Origin of the sequence: Sinorhizobium prairiense, assembly GCF_029201645.2 — a bacterium.
GTDB classification, from domain to species: domain Bacteria; phylum Pseudomonadota; class Alphaproteobacteria; order Rhizobiales; family Rhizobiaceae; genus Sinorhizobium; species Sinorhizobium meliloti_A.
Genome location: NZ_CP104131.1, coordinates 1,915,295 through 1,936,348, shown reverse-complemented (window position 1 = coordinate 1,936,348; position 21,054 = coordinate 1,915,295). Strand labels below are relative to the sequence as shown.

General features: G+C 62.7%; 17 protein-coding genes. 5 read left to right on the top strand and 12 right to left on the bottom strand.

Annotated elements, in window-relative coordinates; genetic code table 11:
- Window positions 1-2 precede the first annotated feature (2 nt).
- On the top strand, window positions 3-1,526 hold the full coding sequence (gene ppx, locus N0Q91_RS12015) for an exopolyphosphatase (RefSeq protein ID WP_100672139.1): 1,524 nt from the start codon (window positions 3-5) through the stop codon (window positions 1,524-1,526).
- A 67-nt stretch (window positions 1,527-1,593) separates the two neighbouring features.
- On the opposite strand, the gene N0Q91_RS12010 is transcribed toward ppx, so the two are convergent.
- The 5 genes from N0Q91_RS12010 to N0Q91_RS11990 all read right to left on the bottom strand — a co-directional run bounded on the left by N0Q91_RS12010 (window position 1,594) and on the right by N0Q91_RS11990 (window position 8,419).
- The gene (locus N0Q91_RS12010; protein ID WP_275596493.1) at window positions 1,594-2,952 is read right to left on the bottom strand and encodes an esterase-like activity of phytase family protein; all 1,359 of its coding nucleotides are present in this window, start codon (window positions 2,950-2,952) and stop codon (window positions 1,594-1,596) included.
- A gap of 70 nt (window positions 2,953-3,022) precedes the next feature.
- A complete protein-coding gene (gene cya2 / locus N0Q91_RS12005; protein WP_275596492.1) occupies window positions 3,023-4,114 on the bottom strand; it encodes an adenylate cyclase Cya2 in 1,092 nt (363 codons plus the stop codon).
- A gap of 245 nt (window positions 4,115-4,359) precedes the next feature.
- Complete coding sequence (rnd, locus tag N0Q91_RS12000) at window positions 4,360-5,511, bottom strand: ribonuclease D (RefSeq protein WP_275596491.1); 1,152 nt, start codon at window positions 5,509-5,511, stop codon at window positions 4,360-4,362.
- An 81-nt stretch (window positions 5,512-5,592) separates the two neighbouring features.
- Window positions 5,593-7,050, bottom strand: a complete 1,458-nt coding sequence (locus N0Q91_RS11995) for a multicopper oxidase family protein (RefSeq protein WP_275596490.1) — start codon at window positions 7,048-7,050, stop codon at window positions 5,593-5,595.
- 133 nt (window positions 7,051-7,183) lie between these two features.
- A complete protein-coding gene (locus N0Q91_RS11990) occupies window positions 7,184-8,419 on the bottom strand; it encodes an MFS transporter (RefSeq protein WP_100672143.1) in 1,236 nt (411 codons plus the stop codon).
- A 303-nt stretch (window positions 8,420-8,722) separates the two neighbouring features.
- Between N0Q91_RS11990 and aspS the strand changes: the two genes are divergently transcribed.
- Together aspS and N0Q91_RS11980 are read left to right on the top strand one after the other, a co-directional pair.
- Window positions 8,723-10,510 carry an aspartate--tRNA ligase gene (aspS, locus tag N0Q91_RS11985; RefSeq protein ID WP_018094709.1) on the top strand — a complete coding sequence of 596 codons (1,788 nt, stop codon included), beginning with the start codon at window positions 8,723-8,725 and terminating at the stop codon, window positions 10,508-10,510.
- Between the two features lie 175 nt (window positions 10,511-10,685).
- Complete coding sequence (locus N0Q91_RS11980) at window positions 10,686-11,066, top strand: rhodanese-like domain-containing protein (RefSeq protein ID WP_275596489.1); 381 nt, start codon at window positions 10,686-10,688, stop codon at window positions 11,064-11,066.
- 125 nt (window positions 11,067-11,191) lie between these two features.
- Here the strand turns inward: N0Q91_RS11980 and groL are convergent, their stop codons facing one another.
- The 3 genes from groL to N0Q91_RS11965 form a co-directional block, all read right to left on the bottom strand.
- Window positions 11,192-12,820, bottom strand: coding sequence for a chaperonin GroEL (gene groL, locus N0Q91_RS11975; RefSeq protein WP_275596488.1), 1,629 nt, complete (start codon window positions 12,818-12,820; stop codon window positions 11,192-11,194).
- Between the two features lie 133 nt (window positions 12,821-12,953).
- On the bottom strand, window positions 12,954-13,172 hold the full coding sequence (locus N0Q91_RS11970; RefSeq protein WP_100672147.1) for a hypothetical protein: 219 nt from the start codon (window positions 13,170-13,172) through the stop codon (window positions 12,954-12,956).
- A 174-nt stretch (window positions 13,173-13,346) separates the two neighbouring features.
- Complete coding sequence (locus tag N0Q91_RS11965) at window positions 13,347-14,537, bottom strand: aq_1923 C-terminal domain (RefSeq protein WP_275596487.1); 1,191 nt, start codon at window positions 14,535-14,537, stop codon at window positions 13,347-13,349.
- A gap of 183 nt (window positions 14,538-14,720) precedes the next feature.
- On the opposite strand from N0Q91_RS11965, the gene parC reads away from it, so the two are divergent.
- Window positions 14,721-16,997 (top strand): DNA topoisomerase IV subunit A, encoded by a 2,277-nt coding sequence (gene parC / locus N0Q91_RS11960; RefSeq protein ID WP_100672149.1) that lies wholly within the window; start codon window positions 14,721-14,723, stop codon window positions 16,995-16,997.
- Window positions 16,998-17,155: 158 nt separating this feature from the next.
- On the top strand, window positions 17,156-17,494 hold the full coding sequence (locus N0Q91_RS11955) for an ArsR/SmtB family transcription factor (protein ID WP_275596486.1): 339 nt from the start codon (window positions 17,156-17,158) through the stop codon (window positions 17,492-17,494).
- Between the two features lie 81 nt (window positions 17,495-17,575).
- On the opposite strand, the gene N0Q91_RS11950 is transcribed toward N0Q91_RS11955, so the two are convergent.
- The 4 genes from N0Q91_RS11950 to hemB all read right to left on the bottom strand — a co-directional run bounded on the left by N0Q91_RS11950 (window position 17,576) and on the right by hemB (window position 20,921).
- Window positions 17,576-18,481: a DMT family transporter gene (locus tag N0Q91_RS11950; RefSeq protein WP_275596485.1), complete on the bottom strand. Its 906-nt coding sequence runs from the start codon at window positions 18,479-18,481 to the stop codon at window positions 17,576-17,578.
- 3 nt (window positions 18,482-18,484) lie between these two features.
- A complete protein-coding gene (locus N0Q91_RS11945; protein WP_100672152.1) occupies window positions 18,485-19,264 on the bottom strand; it encodes an arginyltransferase in 780 nt (259 codons plus the stop codon).
- A gap of 95 nt (window positions 19,265-19,359) precedes the next feature.
- Window positions 19,360-19,824, bottom strand: a complete 465-nt coding sequence (locus N0Q91_RS11940; protein WP_003529322.1) for an RDD family protein — start codon at window positions 19,822-19,824, stop codon at window positions 19,360-19,362.
- An 83-nt stretch (window positions 19,825-19,907) separates the two neighbouring features.
- On the bottom strand, window positions 19,908-20,921 hold the full coding sequence (hemB, locus tag N0Q91_RS11935; RefSeq protein ID WP_275596484.1) for a porphobilinogen synthase: 1,014 nt from the start codon (window positions 20,919-20,921) through the stop codon (window positions 19,908-19,910).
- Between the last annotated feature and the right edge of the window lie 133 nt (window positions 20,922-21,054).

Sequence of the window (21,054 nt, the reverse complement as noted above, 5' to 3'; positions counted from 1 at the left end):
GCATGGTCGAATCTGAAGCGCAGGGACGTCTGCCCGGCATCCGCCCGGTCTCCGTTGTGGATATCGGCTCCAACTCCATTCGTCTCGTCGTCTATGAAGGGCTGAGCCGTTCGCCGGCAATGCTTTTCAACGAGAAGGTGATGTGCGGCCTCGGCAAGGGCATAGATGCGACCGGCCGCATGGAGGAGGAAAGCGTGGCGAGGGCGCTGAGGGCGCTGCACCGCTTTCGTGCACTCTCCGACCAGGCGCGCGCGACCGAGATGTATGTGATCGCGACCGCTGCGGCGCGGGAGGCCACCAACGGAGCGGCCTTCATCGAAAGGGCGGAAGCCATCCTCGGGCAAAGGGTGAAGATCCTGAGCGGGGAGGAGGAGGCCCATTACTCGGCGATGGGCATCGTCAGCAGCTACTATGAGCCGGATGGCGTCGTCGGCGATCTCGGCGGCGGCTCGCTTGAGCTTGTCGATGTAGACGGCAAGCGGATCGGCAAGGGCATAACGCTGCCTCTGGGCGGCATCCGCCTCTTCGAGCATTCGAGCGGCTCGCTCAGCAAGGCGCGGACCTGGGTACGCAAAGTCATGAAAGACGCCGAGGTCCTGAAGAAGGGGACCGGACGCACGTTCTACGCCGTGGGCGGAACCTGGCGAGCCATCGCCAAGCTGCACATGGAGATGCACAACTACCCGCTGCACATGATGCAGGGTTACGAGATCTCCTATGACGAGGCGCTGGCGATCCTTGCCGAAGTGATGGAGCCGAAGAATATCAAGCCCTCCGCCTATGCGACGATTTCCAAGAGCCGCCGGAGCCTGTTGCCCTTCGGTGCGGTGACGATGCACGAGGCAATCTCCATCATGAAGCCCGAGCGCATCTCGTTTTCCGCGCTCGGCGTCCGCGAAGGGTATCTCTTTTCGCTGCTTTCCAGTGAGGAACGCCAGCAGGACCCGCTGCTGACGGCTGCCAACGAACTCGCCATCCTTCGGGCCCGTTCGCCCGAGCATGCGCGAGAGCTCGCCGAATGGACCGGCCGCCTCGTGTCGTTCTTCGGCATCGAAGAAACGGAAGAGGAGAGGCGCTACCGCCAGGCCGCCTGTCTGCTGGCGGATATCAGCTGGCGGGCGCATCCGGACTATCGCGGTCTGCAGGCGCTGAACATCATTGCGCACTCGGCGTTCACCGGCATCACGCATGCGGGACGGGCCTATATCGCGCTCGCGAATTACTACCGCTTCGAGGGGCTTAACGACGACGGCGCCACGAGCCCGCTCGCAGGCATCACGACGCCGCGCCTGCTCGAGCTGGCGAAGCTCCTGGGCGGATTGTTGCGCGTCGCCTATCTCTTTTCGGCCTCCATGCCGGGTGTGGCGCGCCACCTCACGCTCCGGCGATCTTCGAAGCCCGACATCGATCTCGAATTCGTCGTCCCGGCAGCCTATGCCGACTTCGAGGGCGAACGCCTTGACGGCCGGCTCCAGCAACTCGGTAAGCTTACCGGCAAGAAGCTCGCCTTCTCCTTCGAGCGCTGAACCCTTTCCGGCTCGTTCCTGCCACAGCAGGGTGCCGCGCATCTGAGGATGCGCGGCACTGCGGCACTTATTCGGCCTTCAGGAATTCGCCGACTTCGAGCAACACGAATTCACTGTCGTCCGCCCTGTCGAGCGAACGCCCGGCGGAGAATGGCAGGTTGTTGTCGTTGCCGACGATGATATGCGTTTCGTCCACGCGATCGACATTCTCGATGGTGACGAAGGGCATGTCGTAATAGCCTTGGCCGCCGCCCTGGCGCTTGCGGTTGTTCGGATCGGCGATTTTCAGCAGGTCGACATAGCCGATCTTGCGCACGGCCTTGCCGACGTTTTCGTCGTTCATGGCGATCTTGTAGACACGCTTCAGCTTCGATCCGACGGCGAAGCAATCCGGCTGCGGGTTCTTGGGATCCGCGCAGGCCTTGTCGACGGTGCCGGCGCCGTTGTCGCGCTCGATCACCAGCGCGGTCTTCTCGTCGAGCATGTTGAAGTCGCCGATCGCTTCGCCGCCTTCGGCGAGTGGATACAGCCAGCTGCGCCCGGTCCAGGCCTTGCTGCCGGCGTCAAGCTCGACGATCCGCAGCGCCGGCCGGCCCTCCGCCTCTTCCACCGACTCGCTGTCCGCCCAGATCGGGCCTTCGAGCAGTCCGTAGAGCTTCGCGCCGTCCTTCGAGAGTGCCAGTCCTTCGTAACCGCCGGAGCGCTTCAGGTTGAAGTCCGGTGCCTTCTTGGAAGGATCTCCCTGCAGCGTCAGTGCCGGATTGTCCGGCGAGAGTACGGGCTTGCCGTCGACGACGGTCGCAATGACATCGGTGAGCTTGCCGTCAAGGTCGAACTTCAGGATGTAGGGGCCGAATTCCTCACCGACCCAGAAGCCGTCGGCCACCGGCTGGATCGATTCGACGTCGAAGTCGCCGCCCGTGAGGTAGCGGGTGGCCGAGCCTTCCATGACGATGGGGAAGGGCGCCTTGCGCTCTGGGTCGGACAGGAACAGGGTCTTCAACGCCTCGACCTTGCCGGCGTCCCAGTCGATCTTGAGGTGGTGGAGCATCAGCATTGCGTCGGTCGAGTTGAGCTTGTTGCCGAAGCCGTTGTCCGAAAGGCTCCAGAAAGTGCCGTCCTCCATCGCCTTGATGCCGGAGAAGCCCTGCATCGGCTGGCCGTTGAAGGGCAGCGACAAACCGGTCGGGCGAACGCCATCCTTGCCCGCGACGCTGCCCAGTTCGACGGCGCGCTTGCGGTCGGCAGTCGAGAACTTGCCCGAGGTCTTGAGGTACTCCGCGGCATCCGCCGGCGCGGCGATAATGGTGTTTGCGGGAAGGATCGCGTGCGCCTCGAGCGTTGCAGGAAAGGCCTTTTCCTCGGCAAGCGCGGCGCTCGACGCCAGAAGGGTTAACGCCATGGCGGCAAGGATGGGTTTCGTCATAAGTTCACCTCGGGTTGGAGTGCAGGTGAACCCGATAGGCGGCTTCGATGACAGCTGTTTGAAGTTTGTCTTACAGCGAGGTGAATGCCCCGACGGACGGACTGCTAACGGGCTTCCCGTCTGGGTCCAGGGCGCCGTCGCCGCTGAGCGGACCGGCCGTGAGCGACAGAACCGCGAGCTTCTGGCCACGACCTTTGACCTCATGCTTGCCGAGATCCTCGGCGCGCACGAAGACGGGCGGGCGCAAGCGCCGCAGCAGATCGGCTGAGATCAAGACCTGACGGTCGAGCGTTCGGCACAGGCCCTCCAGGCGTGCCGTCGTGTTCACGGTGTCGCCGAAATAGGTGATCTTGTGTTTGTCGACGCCGATCTCCGCGGCAACGATCGTGCCGCCATGCAGAGCGGCACGCAGGCGCGGCACCTCGCCGTAGTCTTTTCGCCAGCGACGGGCGTCCGCTTCGATCTGCTCCAGAATGTCGAACACGCAGCGGATGCAGGCTGCATCCGCGACAGCGCGATCGTAAGGCCAGGTGATCACGGCAGCGTCGCCGACATAGTCGTCGATGGATCCGCCATAGCGCAGCACGGGATCAGCCATGGCTGCAAACAGCTTTCCCAAATATTCCTGCATGCGCAGGTCACCGAAGCGCTCGGCAAGCGATGTCGATCCGGCGAGATCGATGAAAAGAAACACGCGTTCCTCCTGCACCGGCTTGCGGTATCGCCCAGTCAGGAGGCTCAGGAAAATATCGCGGCCGAGCAATTCGCGCACCCTGAGCACGAATATGATCGGACCGGAGGTCGCAAGTGCGTACACCAGCACATTGAGCGATGGCAGCATCGCGTCCGTCCTGCTTTCACGCATGACGCCGGCGACGTGCAAAAGCAGCCCGGCGGCTGCATATCCGACGTTGACGAATATGAAGTAGACGGCGAGGGACGAGAGAAGAAACGCCGGCGTCGGCGATCCGTGGATCCTCCGGTAAAGGCGCCGGAAGATGATGTGCCGTTCAAAGGCGAGAATCGGCATGCACATGAAAAGCGCATAGGTCGCGCCGATCAGACCGCCGCCGCCGTAGACGACCCACGCATAGGCCATGCCGCTCCCGGCGACGACGAGCAGCAACAGGATGATCTCGAGCGTGGAAAATCTCCAGCGCATGTGACAGCCTCGAAAACGAGAATATACAGCGCCGCACGTGTTATCAGGCACGCAAAGGTCGCTGGAGAAAGTGGATTTGCTACATGTTTTGTCCTCAAAGGACACATGCAGTTGAAGCATGCGGGGCCGGCGGTCCCGCTCGGCATGTAGAAACGGCTGATCGGCGCCGTTTTGCGGCGAGCAGCCGTCGAAACGACTCGGCTAAGCTCAGATTCGGGCGGAAAATTGTCGTCGAGCGGCGGTCTTCAACCGCCGATTTCCACCGCCTCGACCTTTTTGTCGACAAAGCGCAATGCCACCTCGCCATTGATGAGTTTCAGCGCCGTCATGCCGAAGAGCTCACGCCGCCAGCCTTTGAGGGCGGCGACGTCGGCGCCTTCGCCCTCTGCTGCGATCCTGTCGAGATCGTCGCTGTTTGCAATGATCTTGGCCGCGACTCCCTCCTTTTCGGAGATGAGTTTCAGCAGCACCTTGAGCAGTTCGCTCGCTGCCGCAGCGCCCTCGGGTGCGTGGTTCTGACGCGGCAGGCGCGGCAGCTCGCCCCTCGGGATCGCCAAGGCTTCGCCGACGGCTTCGATGAGGGCCGTCCCCGCGCTCGAGCGCTCCCAGCCCTTGGGAATGGTCCTGAGGCGTCCGAGCGCCTCGGCATCCTTCGGCTGCTGCTGCGCGATCTCATAGATCGCATCATCCTTGATAATTCGCCCGCGCGGTACGTTGCGAGCCCGCGCCTCGCGTTCGCGCCACGCCGCCACCTTCTGCAGGACGGCGAGCTCGATGGGCTTCTTCACCCGCATCTTCAGCCGCTGCCAGGCATTGTCGGGGTGGAGGTCGTAGGTTTCCCGGCTTTCGAGGATCGCCATTTCCTCCGCAAGCCAGGAGGAGCGTCCCTCGCGATCCAGTTCCTTGGTGAGGTACTGGTAGATATCCCTCAGATGCGTCACGTCCGCCAGCGCATAGTCGAGCTGCTTGTCGGTGAGCGGTCTGCGGCTCCAATCGGTGAAACGAGACGACTTGTCGATCTGCTCGTTCTTGATGCGGTTGACGAGTTGATCATAGGAAACGCTGTCACCGAAGCCGCAAACCATCGCGGCCACCTGCGTATCGAAGATCGGATGAGGAATGAGGTTTCCGAGATGATGGATGATCTCGATGTCCTGCCTGGCGGCGTGGAACACCTTCACGACATCCGGGTTGCTCATGAGCGCGAAGAACGGGGCGAGGTCGATTCCGGGCGCCATCGGATCGACGATCACTGCCATATCCGGGCTTGCCATCTGGATGAGGCACAGCACCGGCCAGAACGTGGTTTCGCGCAGGAACTCCGTATCGATCGTAATATAGCTTGAACGGGCCAGCTCTTGGCAGGCGGCCTCAAGATCTGCTGTCGTTTGAATCATCGGGCTTTAATCACTGTGGCAAAAATGCGGCTTTGAGTTTCCCCGTGTACCGTTTCACGGCACCTGTCACAATGGAAATTGTCAGGCGACCCGGAAATAAGCCGACATCCCGGTCTTTTGATGTTCGATGATATGGCAATGGAACACCCAGTCGCCGGGATTGTCCGCGACCAGTGCGAGCTGCGCCTGTTCGTCCGGCAAGAGCAGGATCGTGTCGGTCGGCGGCGGCAACAGGCTCCGCTTGTTCGAGGCGAGAACGCGGAAGCTCAGCCCATGCAGATGGATCGGATGGGCATGCGGTGTGCGGTTGGCGATCTCCAGCACATAGCTTTTCCCGAATTTGAGTTCATCGATCGGGGCGACCGGATCGGGCGTGTCACCGGGCCAAGGTACCTTGTTGATCGCCCAGAAAGTATAACCGAGCGAGCCGCAGATCGAGGCGGCCGGCTCGTGCTCGGCCGTTGCAGTGAGTTCGATCGGAATGCGCCTGGCCGTGGAAATGTCGGCTTCGGCAATGGGGTTTGCGGGCAGGGGTGCGATATCCCGGAGGTCCCGCTTCAGCGAAGTGCCGACTGCCCGGAAGGCTGCGATCGTCCAGGGACTGGAGCCGCGAAAATTGCCAAGTCTTGCCCGTTGGCCCTCGCTTTGCGGCATGCGAAGCGCAAGGTCGACGCGCTGGCCGGGGCCGAGGTCGAGCCGGTCGAGCGCGAAGGGGATTTCGATCGGGTTGCCGTCGAGCGCGATCACCCGGGCCTCAGCGCCTTCGAGCCCGATCGTGTAGATGCGCGTGACGTCGGTTGCGGCGATCCTCACGCGGACGAGCCCGCCGGCGGGAGCGTCGTAGACCGGCTCGCGCTGCCAGTTTGCGGTTCTCACCGTTCCATAGGTCCCGCCGCGCGCTGCATCCCGCGGTTTGAAAGGGGCGATGAACGCGCCGCCGGCGCCGAGCCGCCAGTCCCTGAGGTTGAGAACGATCTCGGAATCGAAGGTCGGGTCCTCCGGGTTCTCGACGACGATCACGCCGGTCAGGCCGCTCCCCATCTGCATCAGCGTGTTGCAGTGCGGGTGGTACCAGAAGGTGCCGGCGTCCGGCGGTGTGAAGAGATAGTCGAACCCGTCGCCGGGATAGACATAGGGCTGCGTCATTTCCGGCACTCCGTCCATCGCATTGGCGATCCTCAGGCCATGCCAATGAACGGTCGTCGGTTCGTCGAGACGGTTGACCAGTCTCGCTGCGAAGGGTTCGCCCTTGCGCATCCTCAAGACGGGCGGCATGGCGGCGCTTGCCGGGTTGCCGGGATCATGCAGGATAACTCGGGGATCATGCGCGATACCCCGGGGATCATGCGCCGTGACCCGGGGATCATAGGTCATGACCCGGGGGGTGATGCCGCCGGCCGCTATCTGTGCCTCGGTGAACCGCGCCGTCAGGATCTGCGGATCGGGCGCTGCGCCCGCCCGCGCGGCAAGACCGGCGCCGAGCGCGAAGGCGCCGCCAAGTGCGGCTGAACCCTGGAGAAACATTCGGCGATCGAGCATCTGTATCTTGCTTGTCTGTTCCGGAAGAAGGGGCAAAGCCGATAGGCCCCCGAAAAATGGTCCGGCCCGTTATTAAACCTGATTTTCAGTTTCAGCAATTCGGCAGCCCACGCCTCGTTGCCACCCTGTTGGATCAAGGCTCTTTCCGCGTCTGGCCGCCCGCAAGCTTGTTGAAGAAGGACGATGTGCGCAGAAGGCTGCGAAACGGCATCGACCTTTCCTCGGCTGGAACGGGTTTGCGCGCAGTCATGCGCCGGATCGTATAGGCCATGAAGAGCGCCAGGATTGCTGCCGTATACATGAAGAGCACCGGCGGTTCGAAGATCTCGAGCAGGAAGGATGCGAGGAGCGGCCCGATGATGGCTCCGAGCGACCAGAAGAAGAGCATCCCGGCGGAAACCAGCGCATGCTGGCCTTCGGCCGCATGGTCGTTGGCATGCGCGGAGCAGAGCGAGAAGAGCGGCATCGCGAATGCGCCGAAGGCGAAGATGCCGGCGAAGTTCAACCACTCGTCGTTCCCGGCGACGAAGGCGAGGAAGAGCCCCGCGAGAAGGGAGCCGAAGGTGGCGATCAGGATGATCAGCCTGCGGTCGATCCGGTCGGAGTAATACCCCAGCGGATATTGAAGCACGACGCCGCCGATGATGCCGGCGCTCATGAAGGTCGCGATCGCCGTCACCGAAAGGCCGATCTCCTGCGCATAGATAGGGCCGAGCGAGCGGAACGCGGCATTGGTGAGGCCGACGACGATGCAGCCGATGGTGGCCAGCGGCGAGATGTTCCAGAGCGCCTTCACGTCGAAGCGTATCGCTTCCGGTGCAACCGGGCTCGACCGGTCGGCAAAGGAGATCGGCACGAGCGAAAGCGTCAGCGCCATCGAGATGATGGCGAAAAGCTCGAAGCCGCCGATTCCGATGCCGGGAATTGCATATTGTGCAGCCGTCACCGAGCCGAGATCGACGAGGCGATAGATCGAAAGGGTGCGCGCGCGGTTGCCGTTGGTGACGCTGGCATTCAACCAGCTCTCGACCGTAGCGAAGAGGCTCGCGAAGCAGATGCCGGCGACGAGCCGCATCAGGAACCAGAACCACGGATCGATGACCAGCACCATGGCGATCGCAGCGGCGGAGGCGATGGCTGCCATCGCCGAAAAGGTGCGGATATGGCCGATCGCCCTCAGAATGCGCGTGACGTAGACGCAGCCGATTGCAAAGCCGACATTGTAGCCGGCGCCGATTACGCCGATCAGCGAGGTCGAGAAGCCTTCTTCGAGCGCTCTCAAGGAGATGAACGTGCCCTGCAACCCGTTGCCGCCGATCAGAATGCCTGCGGTGACGAGCAGCGGGATGAGCGGGCGAATCTGGGACATGGAACAGAAGGGATCCGATTGCGGCCGCGAACTCGCGCGATACGCGACCCTTGCCCCTGTTTAACCGTGGCTGACGCGCGGGAACAGTAGCAATTTGTGACCACCCGTGTCCAAATTTGCGCGGTACCCCTCGCGGCCGTGGTCGACGCGGGCAACTTGTACGACCAGGCCGGCGCTCCTGCCGCCGGCGCGCCGCGGCCTTGACAAAACCGGCGCATCATGCGCTTTTCCGCCCGACTTTGACCTGCCGCCCTGCGCCGTTCTGCGAGCTGCGCGGCCTTTAAGCAATTCCGGGACTATACGATGCACCGTTACCGCAGCCACACCTGTGCCGCCCTCCGCAAGTCGGATGTCGGCTCCACCGTTCGCCTTTCCGGCTGGGTTCACCGCGTCCGCGATCACGGCGGTGTGCTCTTCATCGACCTGCGCGACCATTATGGCATGACCCAGGTCGTCGCCGATCCGGATTCGCCGGCCTTCAAGACCGCCGAGACCGTGCGCGGCGAATGGGTCATTCGCGTCGACGGTGCCGTCAAGGCGCGCACCGACGATACGGTCAACAAGAACATGCCCACCGGCGAGGTCGAACTCTATGCCCGCGAGATCGAGGTTCTCTCGGCCGCCAAGGAACTGCCGCTGCCGGTGTTCGGCGAGCCGGACTATCCGGAAGACGTGCGCCTGAAATACCGCTTCCTGGATCTCCGCCGCGAGACGCTGCACAAGAACATCGTCAGGCGCACCGAGATCATCGCCGCCATGCGCCGGCGGATGGGCGACATCGGCTTCACCGAATATACGACGCCGATCCTGACGGCCTCTTCGCCGGAAGGTGCGCGTGACTTCCTGGTGCCGAGCCGCATCCACCCCGGCAACTTCTATGCGCTGCCGCAGGCGCCGCAGCAGTACAAGCAGCTTCTGATGGTCGCCGGCTTCGACCGTTACTTTCAGATCGCGCCCTGTTTCCGCGACGAGGATCCGCGCGCCGACCGGCTGCCCGGGGAGTTCTACCAGCTCGACCTCGAAATGAGCTTCGTCGAGCAGGAAGACGTCTGGGACGCCATGGAGCCGATGATCCGGGCGATCTTCTCGGACTTTGCCGGCGGCAAGCCGGTGACCGACAAGTTCCCGCGCATTCCCTACGACACGGCGATCCGCAAATACGGTTCCGACAAGCCGGATCTGCGCAACCCCATCGAGATGCAGGAAGTCACGCAGCATTTCGCCGGATCCGGCTTCAAGGTCTTCGCCAACATGATCGCCTCCAATCCGAAGGTGGAGATCTGGGCCATTCCCGCCAAGACCGGCGGCTCCCGCGCATTCTGCGATCGTATGAACGCCTGGGCCCAGAGCCAGGGTCAGCCGGGTCTCGGCTACATCTTCTGGCGCAAGGAGGGCGAGAAGCTCGAAGGCGCCGGTCCGCTGGCCAAGAATATCGGCGAGGAACGAACCGACGCGATCCGCACGCAGCTCGGCCTCGAAGATGGCGACGCCTGCTTCTTCGTGGCTGGCGAGCCGGCGAAGTTCTACAAATTCGCCGGCGAGGCTCGCACCAGGGCCGGCGAGGAACTGAACCTCGTCGACCGCGATCGCTACGAGCTGTGCTGGATCGTGGACTTCCCGTTCTATGAATGGAACGAGGAGGAAAAGCGTGTCGACTTCGCCCACAACCCCTTCTCGATGCCGCAGGGCGGTCTGACCGCGCTTTCGAGCGACGATCTCCTGTCGATCAAGGCGTTCCAATACGACATGGTCTGCAACGGCTTCGAGATCGCCTCGGGCTCGATCCGTAACCAGTCGCCGGAACTGATGGTCAAGGCTTTCGAAAATGTGGGCCTGAGCCAGGCCGACGTCGAAGAGCGGTTCGGCGGTCTCTACCGTGCGTTCCAGTACGGTGCCCCGCCGCATGGCGGCATGGCCTTCGGCATCGACCGCATCGTCATGCTGCTCGTCGGCGCCAAGAACCTGCGCGAGATTTCGCTGTTCCCCATGAACCAGCAGGCCCAGGATCTGCTGATGGGCGCGCCTTCTCAGGCGACGCCTGCGCAACTCAGGGAACTCTCGATCCGACCGATCCCGCAGAAGAAGGATTGATCTTCTTCGAGACCGAACGAACCCGGCGATGATCTCGCCGGGTTTTTCTTTGGTCCGGTTCCTGTTTCGAAGCGCGCGAGGAGAGAGTCCCGGGACGCGCTCCGTGACGCTCGCCTTGACAGCGGATGTTTCGAGGCGTTTCCTTTCCGTGCAAACCATCGGTTGGAGGGGAACAATGATCAAGACCGTCAAGGATCTGCTCGCGGAAGCAAACGGTGCAGTCCCGAAATTGTCTCCCGCCGAGGCGGCCGAGAAGATGCGCGCCGATGATGTGTTGATCGTGGACGTCCGTGATCCGACAGAAGTCCAGCAAACCGGCAGGATCAAGGGGGCGGTAAACGTCTCGCGGGGGATGCTGGAGTTTCGGGCAGACCCGGAAAGCCAGTACCACAATCCGGTCTTTCAGAAGGACAAGACCATCCTTCTGCATTGTGCCTCCGGCGGCCGTTCCGCTCTTGCGGGCAAGACCCTGCAGGACATGGGATACTCGGCCGTCTACAACATCGGCGGCTTCAAGGATCTGGCCGAGGCGGGCATCGATACAGAACCGGCGTGAACGCGCGCATCGAACGGAACTTCGCCCCTCGTCGGCCTCGCAAGTAGGCGAAGGCGTCTCGCGGGGCGCTCCGCCTCCGGCATACGTTGCTGGCGCTCCCCGCCTGCGCCGCCCGCGGACGCTTCTCAGAAGTCCATTCCGCCGCCAGGCGGCATCTGCGGCTGCCCGTCCTTCTGCGGTTTCTCGGCGATCATCGCTTCCGTCGTCACGAGGAGACCGGCGATGGAGGCAGCGTCCTGAAGCGCGGCGCGCACGACCTTCGCCGGATCGATCACGCCCATTTGGAAGAGATCGCCGAATTCTCCGGTCTGTGCGTTCCAGCCAAAGGCGAAATCCTGTTTCTCGCGCAGCTTCCCGACGATAATCGATCCCTCGGCGCCGGCGTTCTCGGCGATCTGACGCACGGGTGCCTCGATCGCGCGGCGGACGATCTCGATGCCCACGCGCTGGTCGTCATTGGCGGTCGCAAGACCGTTGAGCACGCTCACGACCCGCAACAGCGCCACGCCGCCCCCGGGCAGAATGCCTTCCTCGACCGCCGCGCGCGTTGCATGCAGCGCATCGTCGACCCGGTCCTTCTTCTCCTTGACCTCCACTTCGGTCGAGCCGCCGACGCGGATGACGGCGACGCCGCCCGCGAGCTTGGCAAGCCGCTCCTGCAGCTTCTCCCGATCATAGTCCGAAGTCGTGTCCTCGATCTGCGCCTTGATCTGTGCGACGCGGCCGCCGATGTCCTCCTTCGATCCGGCGCCGTCGACGATTGTCGTCGTCTCCTTCTCCACCATGATGCGTTTCGCACGGCCGAGGGTATCCATCGTGGCGTTTTCGAGCTTGATCCCGAGTTCCTCGGAAATCACGGTGCCGCCGGTCAGGATCGCGATATCTTCCAGCATGGACTTGCGACGGTCGCCGAAGCCCGGGGCCTTGACCGCAGCGATCTTCAGGCCGCCGCGAAGCTTGTTGACGACCAGGGTGGCGAGCGCCTCTCCCTCGACATCTTCGGCAATGATCAGGAGCGGCTTGCCGGATTGGACGACGGATTCGAGGATCGGGATCATCGCCTGCAGGTTGGAGAGCTTCTTCTCGTGAAGCAGGATATAGGCGTCTTCCAGCTCCACCCTCATCTTTTCCTGATTGGTGATGAAATAGGGGGACAGATATCCCCGATCGAATTCCATTCCCTCGACGACTTCGAGTTCGATCTCGGCGGTCTTGGCCTCCTCGACGGTGATCACGCCCTCATTGCCGACCTTTTCCATCGCTTCGGCCAGGTAACGGCCGATCTCGGCATCGCCGTTGGCCGAAATCGTCGCCACCTGGGCGATTTCGGCATTTTTGGAGACCTTGCGGGCATTGTTCCTGAGTTCCTTGACGATCGCCTCGACGGCAAGATCGATGCCGCGCTTCAGATCCATCGGGTTCATTCCCGATGCGACGGCCTTGGCGCCCTCCCTGACGATAGCCTGAGCGAGTACGGTGGCTGTGGTGGTGCCGTCACCGGCGATGTCGCTGGTGCGCGACGCCACTTCGCGCAGCATCTGCGCGCCCATGTTCTCGAACTTGTCCTCGAGCTCGATTTCCTTGGCGACCGAAACCCCGTCCTTGGTGATCCGCGGTGCACCGAAGGACCTGTCGATGACGACGTTCCGTCCCTTCGGTCCCAGAGTCACGCGCACCGCGTTGGCCATGATGTCGACCCCGCGCAGCATCCGATCGCGGGCATCGCTGGTGAATTTGACTTCCTTGGCAACCATTTATGCCTCCCTCCACACGGAATTCCCGAATGTCTTCGTGCTTCTTTCGCGTCCCGCCGGCACGCTCCTCCTGGAGCGCCGCGTGTCGGCGGGGAGCAGGGCATGCCGTGCTCCCCGCCGCTGCCGATTGCATTCACTCCTCGTCGTCGGCGGGCGTCAGGATATCGATCAGCGCCGCAACGCGGCCGGCCGGAAGGTGGCGGCCCTCGCCGATCAGCGCCTCGTCGTTGTTGACCCATGCTATTGCTTCGGCAAGTTCACTCGCGGTCGCGCCCGTCGCGAGAAGTTCAGCCATCAGCGTTTCGTCGACAGGGCCGAGGATGGCGGTGATATCCGAATGCTTCAGTCCCATGGCGTCCTCCTTCCGCTTGGTCGGTCGGGAATGCGCAAACTGTCGGCACGCAAAAAATAGATAGGCGATCGCGTGCGAGCATCAAGCATGCATCATATCATCGATCGGGCGGATGAAAAAAACCCCGGCGACAAGGCCGCCGGGGGTCAGCATGTGGCCGCGCCATAAGCGCCATCAGTCGTTCGCCGTCACCTTGACGCCGAGCACGGACGGGACGGTGTTGGGAGCCCCCATTGCAGCCCCCATGATCATCGGGAACGGCACGGGCTTTTCCGGCTCAGCGCTGATCGTCAGGCTCTTCGGATTGTCGAGAAAGGCGCTGACGGCGCTGGAGACCTGGTTCTGCAGCTCCGGGATATTGAGCTGCGCCATCATGATCGGCACGAGCCCCTTCAGCGATTGCGCCAGCTGTTCGCCGGTGACGCCCTGCTGGCTGCCGGCGTAGTCGAGCGCCTTTTTCGTGATTGATGCATCGTCGAAGCGGATCGAGGCGCTATTGAAGGTAAGCTGCTGCATCAGGCCGAGCATCGCCAGTGCCATCGCCTGATCGGCTTCCTTCTTGTTCGGGTTGGCCTCAGCCGCTTGGGCTGCCTCCTGCAACGACTTCATGAATTGCAGCGTATAGCCGGACAAGTCCATGGCGATATTCAGCCGGCCGACATTCTTGAAGTCCAGCGCGTATTCGTCGAGGGCAAGGTTGCCGGTTTCCAATTCCCAACTGCCCTTCATCGTGACTCCGCCATCGAGCGTCGTCAGCCCAAGCTTCTCGACCGCTTCCTTGGTCTTGGCATCCTCGATTTGCGACAGATCCGCCTTGATTCCGGCAAGCGTCGCGTCGAAGTCGAAGCCCGCATCGTTTTCCTGCCGCGTCAGATTGGTTTCCGTGCTTTCGGCGGTGAAGACGTTCTTGCCTTTGACGTTTACGGTCATAGGGCCGGTGCCGGCTGTTTCGTAAAGCAGGATGTCATCGATCGTGGTACCGGCCGCGTTGCCCGGAATGGACAGGCCGCCGATAGAGATGTCCTTGACCGAGAAGCTTGAATGCTTGTCACTGACAGCGATATCCGGGAAGGAGACGGTTTCGGCATAGTAGCCGCCGTCCTTTTCCTCGACGCCTTCGAACGTCACCTCGCCTATGTCGATGGACGTGCCGGGCTTTGCCACCACCTGCAGCTTCATGCCGGTGACCGTCACCACGTCGCCGTCGGCCTCCGCCTTGTCGTAGGTCACCGAAGTGCCGTTGGGCAACGTCGCCGCATTGAGCTTTTGCATCATGTCCGCGCCGTCCAGGGCCATGGCCTGTCCGGCGAGGGTAAGGAGGGCGGCGCTGGCCAGCATCAGGCGGACTTTGCGCGTATGTATCATTGGAGTTCCTTGTGAAATTGTTCTGATTGCGTCGATCATGCCGGGACGATACGCAAGCGCCGTTCTGCCGCCAAGTGCAAACTCGTGCGGGGGCGGGCCAGGGATCACCCGCCGGTGACGTTCTCCACAGTGGCATAGCCCGGAATTCTTGCCGTCCCGCGCCTGTTGAGGTAGCAAGGACATATGGGACAAAGCCTTTTGCCGCCGTCTGGCGGGGACGACAACATTCAGCCGGTTGACCTGAAGGCGGCGCTGGAAGAGCGTTATCTGGCCTATGCGCTGTCGACCATCATGCACCGCGCGCTGCCGGACGTTCGCGACGGCCTGAAGCCGGTCCATCGCCGGATCATTCATGCCATGAGCGAGATGGGCCTGCGGCCCAATTCCTCGTTCAAGAAATGCGCCCGCATCGTCGGCGACGTCATCGGTAAGTTCCACCCGCATGGCGACCAGTCGGTCTACGATGCGCTGGTGCGCCTCGCGCAGGACTTCTCCCAGCGCTATCCGGTCGTCGACGGCCAGGGCAACTTCGGCAATATCGACGGCGATAACGCTGCCGCCTACCGTTACACCGAAGCGAAAATGACCGAGGTCGCAGCCCTCCTTCTGGAGGGAATCGACCAGGACGCGGTCGATTTCCGCCCGACCTACAACGAGGAGGACCAGGAGCCGACCGTGCTTCCCGGTGCCTTCCCGAATCTGCTCGCCAACGGCGCGTCCGGTATCGCCGTCGGCATGGCGACCTCCATCCCGCCGCACAATGCGCATGAGCTCTGCGACGCGGCGCTCCATCTCATCAAGCATCCGGATGCGACGGTGGAGGATCTGCTGTTCGATCCGGCCAATCCGCAGCGCGGCGGCATCGAAGGGCCGGATTTCCCGACCGGGGGCGTGATCGTCGAGAGCCGCGCCAGCATGGCCGAGTCCTATCGGACCGGCCGCGGCGGTTTTCGGGTCCGGGCACGCTGGGCGGTAGAGGATCTTGGGCGCGGCGGCTTCCAGATCGTCGTCACCGAAATTCCCTATCAGGTCCAGAAGTCCCGCCTGATCGAAAAGATCGCCGAACTGCTCATCGCACGCAAACTGCCGCTTCTCGAGGACATCAGAGACGAATCGGCAGAGGACGTCCGCGTCGTACTGGTGCCGAAGAGCCGCTCGGTCGATGCCAATATCCTGATGGAATCGCTCTTCAAACTTACCGAACTCGAGAGCCGCATTCCGCTGAACATGAATGTGCTGTCGATGGGCCGCGTACCGCGCGTCATGGCGCTCAACGAGGTGCTCAGCGAATGGCTGGCGCACCGCCGGGAGGTCCTGCAGCGGCGCTCGCGCCACCGGCTCGCCGCAATCGATCGCCGGCTCGAGATTCTCGGCGGCTATCTCATCGCTTATCTCAACATCGACGAGGTCATCCGCATCATCCGCGAGGAGGATGAGCCGAAGGCCGTGATGATCGAGCGCTTCGGGCTCACCGATGTCCAGGCCGAAGCGATCCTCAACATGCGGCTGCGCTCGTTGCGCAAGCTCGAAGAATTCGAGATCCGCACCGAGTTCGACGCGCTGTCGAAAGAGAAGGCGGAAATCGAGGCGTTGCTCGCCTCTGGTGACAAGCAGTGGCAGGCGGTCGCCTGGGAGATCGGCGAGGTCAAGAAGAAATTCGCCAAGGCGACCGAACTCGGCAAGCGCCGCAGCACCTTCGCCGACGCGCCTGACGCGGATGTCGAAGCCATTCAGCAGGCGATGATCGAAAAGGAGCCGATCACCGTCGTCATCTCGGAGAAAGGCTGGATCCGGGCCTTGAAGGGGCACATCGCCGATACGTCTTCGCTCCAGTTCAAGGATGGCGATGGCCTGAAGGTTTCGTTTCCCGCGCAGACGACGGACAAGATCCTCATCTTCACGACGGGCGGGAAGGCCTACACGCTTGGCGGCGACAAGCTGCCCGGCGGGCGGGGCCACGGAGAACCCTTGCGCATCATGGTCGATATGGAGAACGACCAGGACGTGCTGACGGCCTTCGTGCACGATCCGGCACGCAAGCTCATCGTCTCTTCCACGGCCGGCAATGGCTTCGTCGTCACCGAGAGCGATATCGTGGCCAACACGCGCAAGGGCAAGCAGGTGATGAACGTCACCATGCCCGACGAGGCCAAGCTCGTCGTTCCGGTCAAGGGTGATCATCTCGCCGTCGTCGGCGAGAACCGCAAGATGCTCGTCTTCCCGCTGGTCCAGGTTCCCGAGATGGCACGCGGCAAGGGCGTGCGTCTCCAGCGCTACAAGGATGGCGGCGTTTCCGATATCCGTTCTTTCGCAATCGCCGAAGGGCTTAGCTGGGAAGACAGCGCCGGCCGTGTCTTCACCAAGACCAGGGACGAATTGATCGAGTGGATGGGTGATCGCGCCGGCGCCGGGAGGGTCGTCCCGAAGGGCTTCCCACGGAGCGGCAAATTCAGCGGCTAGATCGATAACACCGGGCTTGCAAGGGCGGAGCGTTCGTGGATCAATGTTGGTGGATAGCCCCGGGCCGGTGTCCTCGCTATCCCGAATATCGCTGCAATTCCTTGATCTCCTGCATGTCCCCTTGATCGGCTCCGATTCGAGCAACCTGCGGCGGCGAGATGAACGCGATGACCTCGGCTCTTGACGATACATTGCTGGCGCTGGCCGATCCGATGCGCCGCCGCATATTCGAAGTCCTGTTTGCCGGCGAGACGCCTGCGGCGAGTATCGCTGCAGCCATCGGCATCGGGGAGGACGTCCTTTCGGGGCATCTTGCCGTTCTGGAGACAGCCGGGTTGGTTGCCCGGCGGTGGAATGGCGGGAAAGAACTCGTCAAGGCCGATCCTGCGCCGCTCGAGATTGCCGCGGAGTGGATCGACACCAATCGCGAGCTCTGGGCGATGCAGTCGCAGATGCAGGAATCCGCCAGGGATGAAGGGTCGCCCGAACAGCGATAGGAGCCGAACAGCGACGTAAAGTCGTCGCTTCGCATGCTCGGTGCAAGCGCGCCTCCTCCGGCAGGCGGATGAGGCGCTATCCTATCCCGCAATTTCCACGCAGGCGATGCGCGCCCTGGCCGCCTTGATCCGCATCTGCCAAAACGAATGGCCGAGCAAAGCGAGAATGAGGATCGTGCCGCCGAGGAGCGTTCGGTTCGTCGGCGTCTCCGCAAAGACGACCCGTACCCAGATCGGCGCCAGAATGGTCTCCAGCAGGTAGAACATGCCGACTTCCGGCGCGGAAAGGTAGCGCGGCCCCGTCGCCAGACAGAAGAAGGCAAGCGGGATCATCACCAGTCCGTTGAAGAGGATGTAGGCGGGTTCGGCGATCGTGAGGCCGCCGGACGGCAAAAGCATGAAGCCGGCGATCGCCGGGAAGACCGCCGTCGTCAGCGGCACGAGCGACATGTCGCGGCCGCTGGCGCGGCTGATGGTGATCGCGCTTGCGAGCAGGAAGGCCGAGGATGCCGCCATCGCATCACCGAAGAGATGCCCGCTTTCGAGTCCGTCGCTGACGATCACACCGACGCCGACGAGCATGACCGCCATCGTCAGGAAGGTGGCGTTGGAGGGGCGCTCCCCGAGGAATATCCACGATAGGATCGCCGCGAACATCGAAGTGAACGCCAGTATGAAAACAACGTTCGCGGTCGATGTATTGAATACGGCGAGCAGGAAAGTGAAGGAGTTGATGCCGTAGAAGAGACCGGCGATCAGGCCGGCCTTTCCCGGGATCAGGGCGACACGGCGGCCGAGCAGGCGGTTGATCACCACCCATGTGGCGAGCGCGGCGAGGAAGGTCGAGAGGCTGCGCACGGCAAGGATCGACCAGACCTCGCCATCTGCCGACCGGATCAGCGGAATGTCGAAGGAGAGCGCAAGGCCGCCGAGGCCGGTGATGGCAAGGCCGCGCCGGTGCCGGGCGGCGTCAGTGGATGGGGTCAATTTTCAATCCGTGGCGGGTTTGGTGGAATCGTGCTCGCCAGAATAGCGCTCCCAGCCGCGGGCCATAAGGTGCTCTTGCGGCAAAAACTTTGTCTTATACCCCATTTTACGCGATCCCTTGACCCAATAGCCGAGATAGACATGCGGCAGACCGCGTTCCTTCGCCCGGCGGATATGATCCAGAATCATATAGGTGCCGAGGGAACGCTCGGAGAGAGCCGGATCGAAGAAGGAATAGACCATGGAGAGACCGTCGCTCATCCGGTCTGTGAGCGCCGTGGCGATCAGGGGGCCTCGCGCCTTGTCGTTGATGCCGTCGCCTTCGACCCGCAACCGGTACTCGATGATCTTCGTGTGCACATGGGTATCCTCGACCATCATCGCATAGTCGAGCACCGACATGTCGGACATGCCGCCTTTCTGATGGCGACAGTCGAGATAGCGCCGGAAGAGATTGTACTGCTCGCTCGATGGCTCGGCCGGATATTCCGCGGAGACGATGTCGCCATTGGCCGCAAGCACGCGGCGCATGGATCGCGTCGGCGCGAATTCGTTGGCGAGTATGCGCACGGAAATGCACGCCCGGCAGGTCTCGCAGGCGGGGCGGTAAGCGATGTTCTGCGAGCGGCGGAAGCCGCCCTGCGTCAGGAGGTCGTTGAGCTCCGGCGCCCGCTCTCCCACCATATGCGTGAATACCTTCCGTTCCATCTGGTTCGGCAGATAGGGACACGCTGCCGGTGCGGTCAGGTAGAACTGAGGAGACGGTGCGGTCTGCGTGTTCATCGAGCGGGCGGATCACTCTTCGTGCGGTTGCTCATCGTAATAGCATGGCCGAAGAATGGAAAACGTCAACACACTCGTTCGGCGTAACGGTCCCGTCAGTACATGTCGCGCCGAACGGCCACGGTGCCGATCAGCAGGTCGTGCAACAGCCGGCCACGGTCGGTGAAGAGGCCGATCAGCAGGATGAGCGGCGTCAACAGCGCATTGGCGATCCAGAATATCGCCAGATGGACGATTGCCGTCAGGAAATCCATTGGCCGACCATCCGTCCGGGCGATCGCCACGCCCATGATCCTCATACCGGGTGATGCCTGCTCGCGGCCGCCGACGGTCAGTCCGAAATAGAGCATCGCCACCAAAGCGAAGAGGACCGGGTAGAGGAGAAAGCCGAGGCCGAGCGTCAGTATGCCGAGGAAGAAGACCACGACGGCCGCCGGTATCCACAGCAGCGCGACGATCAGGTAATCGATGATGAAGGCGAATATCCTGCGTGACAATACGCCCTGGTAGGCGCGCCAGTCCTCGCTCGGAAGCCTCAGTTCTTCATTATGCATGCTCATGCGCGTGCCCCAAAATTGCTATCCACCCAAGATATGGGGAGCGAATGCGGTAAAACAATGCACTGGCCGGTCTGCTGCCGGCGTCAGCGTTTCGCAAGAGTGCGAGCCACGTCGACGGCAAAGTAGCTGAGGATACCGTCGCAACCGGCACGCTTGAAGGCGAGCAGCGTCTCAAGCATCACCCGCTCCCCGTCGATCCAGCCATTGGCGGCGGCAGCCTTGATCTGCGCGTATTCGCCGGAAACCTGATAGGCGAAGACGGGCAGGCCGAAGGCTTCCTTCATCCGCCAACAGATATCGAGATAGGGCAGGCCGGGCTTCACCATCAGCATGTCCGCGCCTTCCTCCACATCGAGTGCCGCATCGCGGATCGCCTCCGTGCCGTTCGACGGATCGATGTAATAGGTCTTCTTGTCGCCCTTGAGCAGACCGCCCGTGCCGATCGCCTCTCGATAAGGGCCATAGAAGGCGGAGGCGAATTTCGTCGCATAGGACATGATCCCGACATTCTGGTGGCCGGCAGCGTCGAGCGCCTCGCGGATCGCGCCGATCCGCCCGTCCATCATGTCGGAGGGCGCGATGATGTCGGAGCCGGCGTCGGCCTGAATGACCGCCGCCCTGGCGATCGCCTCCACCGTCTCGTCGTTGACGATCTCGCCGCCCCGCAGGATGCCGTCGTGCCCGTGGCTGGTGAACGGATCGAGCGCGACATCGGTGATGATCCCGATGTCGGGTACGGCCTTTTTGATCGCCCGCGTCGCCTGATTGATCAGATTGTCGGCGTTGAGGCTGTCGGACCCGGTCTCGTCGCGAAGCGCCATTTCGATATTGGGGAAGGTGGCGATAGCCGGGATGCCGAGGCCGGCCGCCTCCTTCGCCGCTTCGACCGCCTTGTCGACGCTCATGCGGTTGACGCCCGGCATCGCAGCGATCGGCTCGGCGATGCCGCTGCCGGGCACGACGAAGATCGGCCAGATCAGGTCGTCCACCGTCAGTCGGTTCTCCCGAACCAGCCGGCGTGTCCAATCCGCCTTGCGGTTGCGGCGCATGCGGCGGTGTCCGGTGATCCTGTCCACAAGATTTGTCCTGTCGTTCATCGCGCCGCGTCCCTCTTTCCTGATCGTGCGTGAAGGCGGTTTATCACGCGCCTTCAGGGGTTGAAAACCCGCATCGCCAGCCATTGGCCTGCGGCATTTCTTCCGCCCGTCGAGTACATCGCGGCGCATTCCC

Bases quoted from the DNA above. Each gene is read 5' to 3' on its own strand.
- groL (WP_275596488.1), bottom strand. From the start codon at position 12,820: ATGGTTGCCAAGGAAGTCAAATTCACCAGCGATGCCCGCGATCGGATG.
- N0Q91_RS11955 (WP_275596486.1), top strand. From the start codon at position 17,156: ATGAACGCGATGACCTCGGCTCTTGACGATACATTGCTGGCGCTGGCC.
- N0Q91_RS12010 (WP_275596493.1), bottom strand. From the start codon at position 2,952: ATGACGAAACCCATCCTTGCCGCCATGGCGTTAACCCTTCTGGCGTCG.
- N0Q91_RS11970 (WP_100672147.1), bottom strand. From the start codon at position 13,172: ATGGGACTGAAGCATTCGGATATCACCGCCATCCTCGGCCCTGTCGAC.
- parC (WP_100672149.1), top strand. From the start codon at position 14,721: ATGGGACAAAGCCTTTTGCCGCCGTCTGGCGGGGACGACAACATTCAG.
- hemB (WP_275596484.1), bottom strand. From the start codon at position 20,921: ATGAACGACAGGACAAATCTTGTGGACAGGATCACCGGACACCGCCGC.
- N0Q91_RS11945 (WP_100672152.1), bottom strand. From the start codon at position 19,264: ATGAACACGCAGACCGCACCGTCTCCTCAGTTCTACCTGACCGCACCG.
- ppx (WP_100672139.1), top strand. From the start codon at position 3: ATGGTCGAATCTGAAGCGCAGGGACGTCTGCCCGGCATCCGCCCGGTC.
- N0Q91_RS11965 (WP_275596487.1), bottom strand. From the start codon at position 14,537: ATGATACATACGCGCAAAGTCCGCCTGATGCTGGCCAGCGCCGCCCTC.
- aspS (WP_018094709.1), top strand. From the start codon at position 8,723: ATGCACCGTTACCGCAGCCACACCTGTGCCGCCCTCCGCAAGTCGGAT.
- rnd (WP_275596491.1), bottom strand. From the start codon at position 5,511: ATGATTCAAACGACAGCAGATCTTGAGGCCGCCTGCCAAGAGCTGGCC.
- N0Q91_RS11940 (WP_003529322.1), bottom strand. From the start codon at position 19,824: ATGAGCATGCATAATGAAGAACTGAGGCTTCCGAGCGAGGACTGGCGC.
- N0Q91_RS11980 (WP_275596489.1), top strand. From the start codon at position 10,686: ATGATCAAGACCGTCAAGGATCTGCTCGCGGAAGCAAACGGTGCAGTC.
- N0Q91_RS11990 (WP_100672143.1), bottom strand. From the start codon at position 8,419: ATGTCCCAGATTCGCCCGCTCATCCCGCTGCTCGTCACCGCAGGCATT.
- N0Q91_RS11995 (WP_275596490.1), bottom strand. From the start codon at position 7,050: ATGCTCGATCGCCGAATGTTTCTCCAGGGTTCAGCCGCACTTGGCGGC.
- cya2 (WP_275596492.1), bottom strand. From the start codon at position 4,114: ATGCGCTGGAGATTTTCCACGCTCGAGATCATCCTGTTGCTGCTCGTC.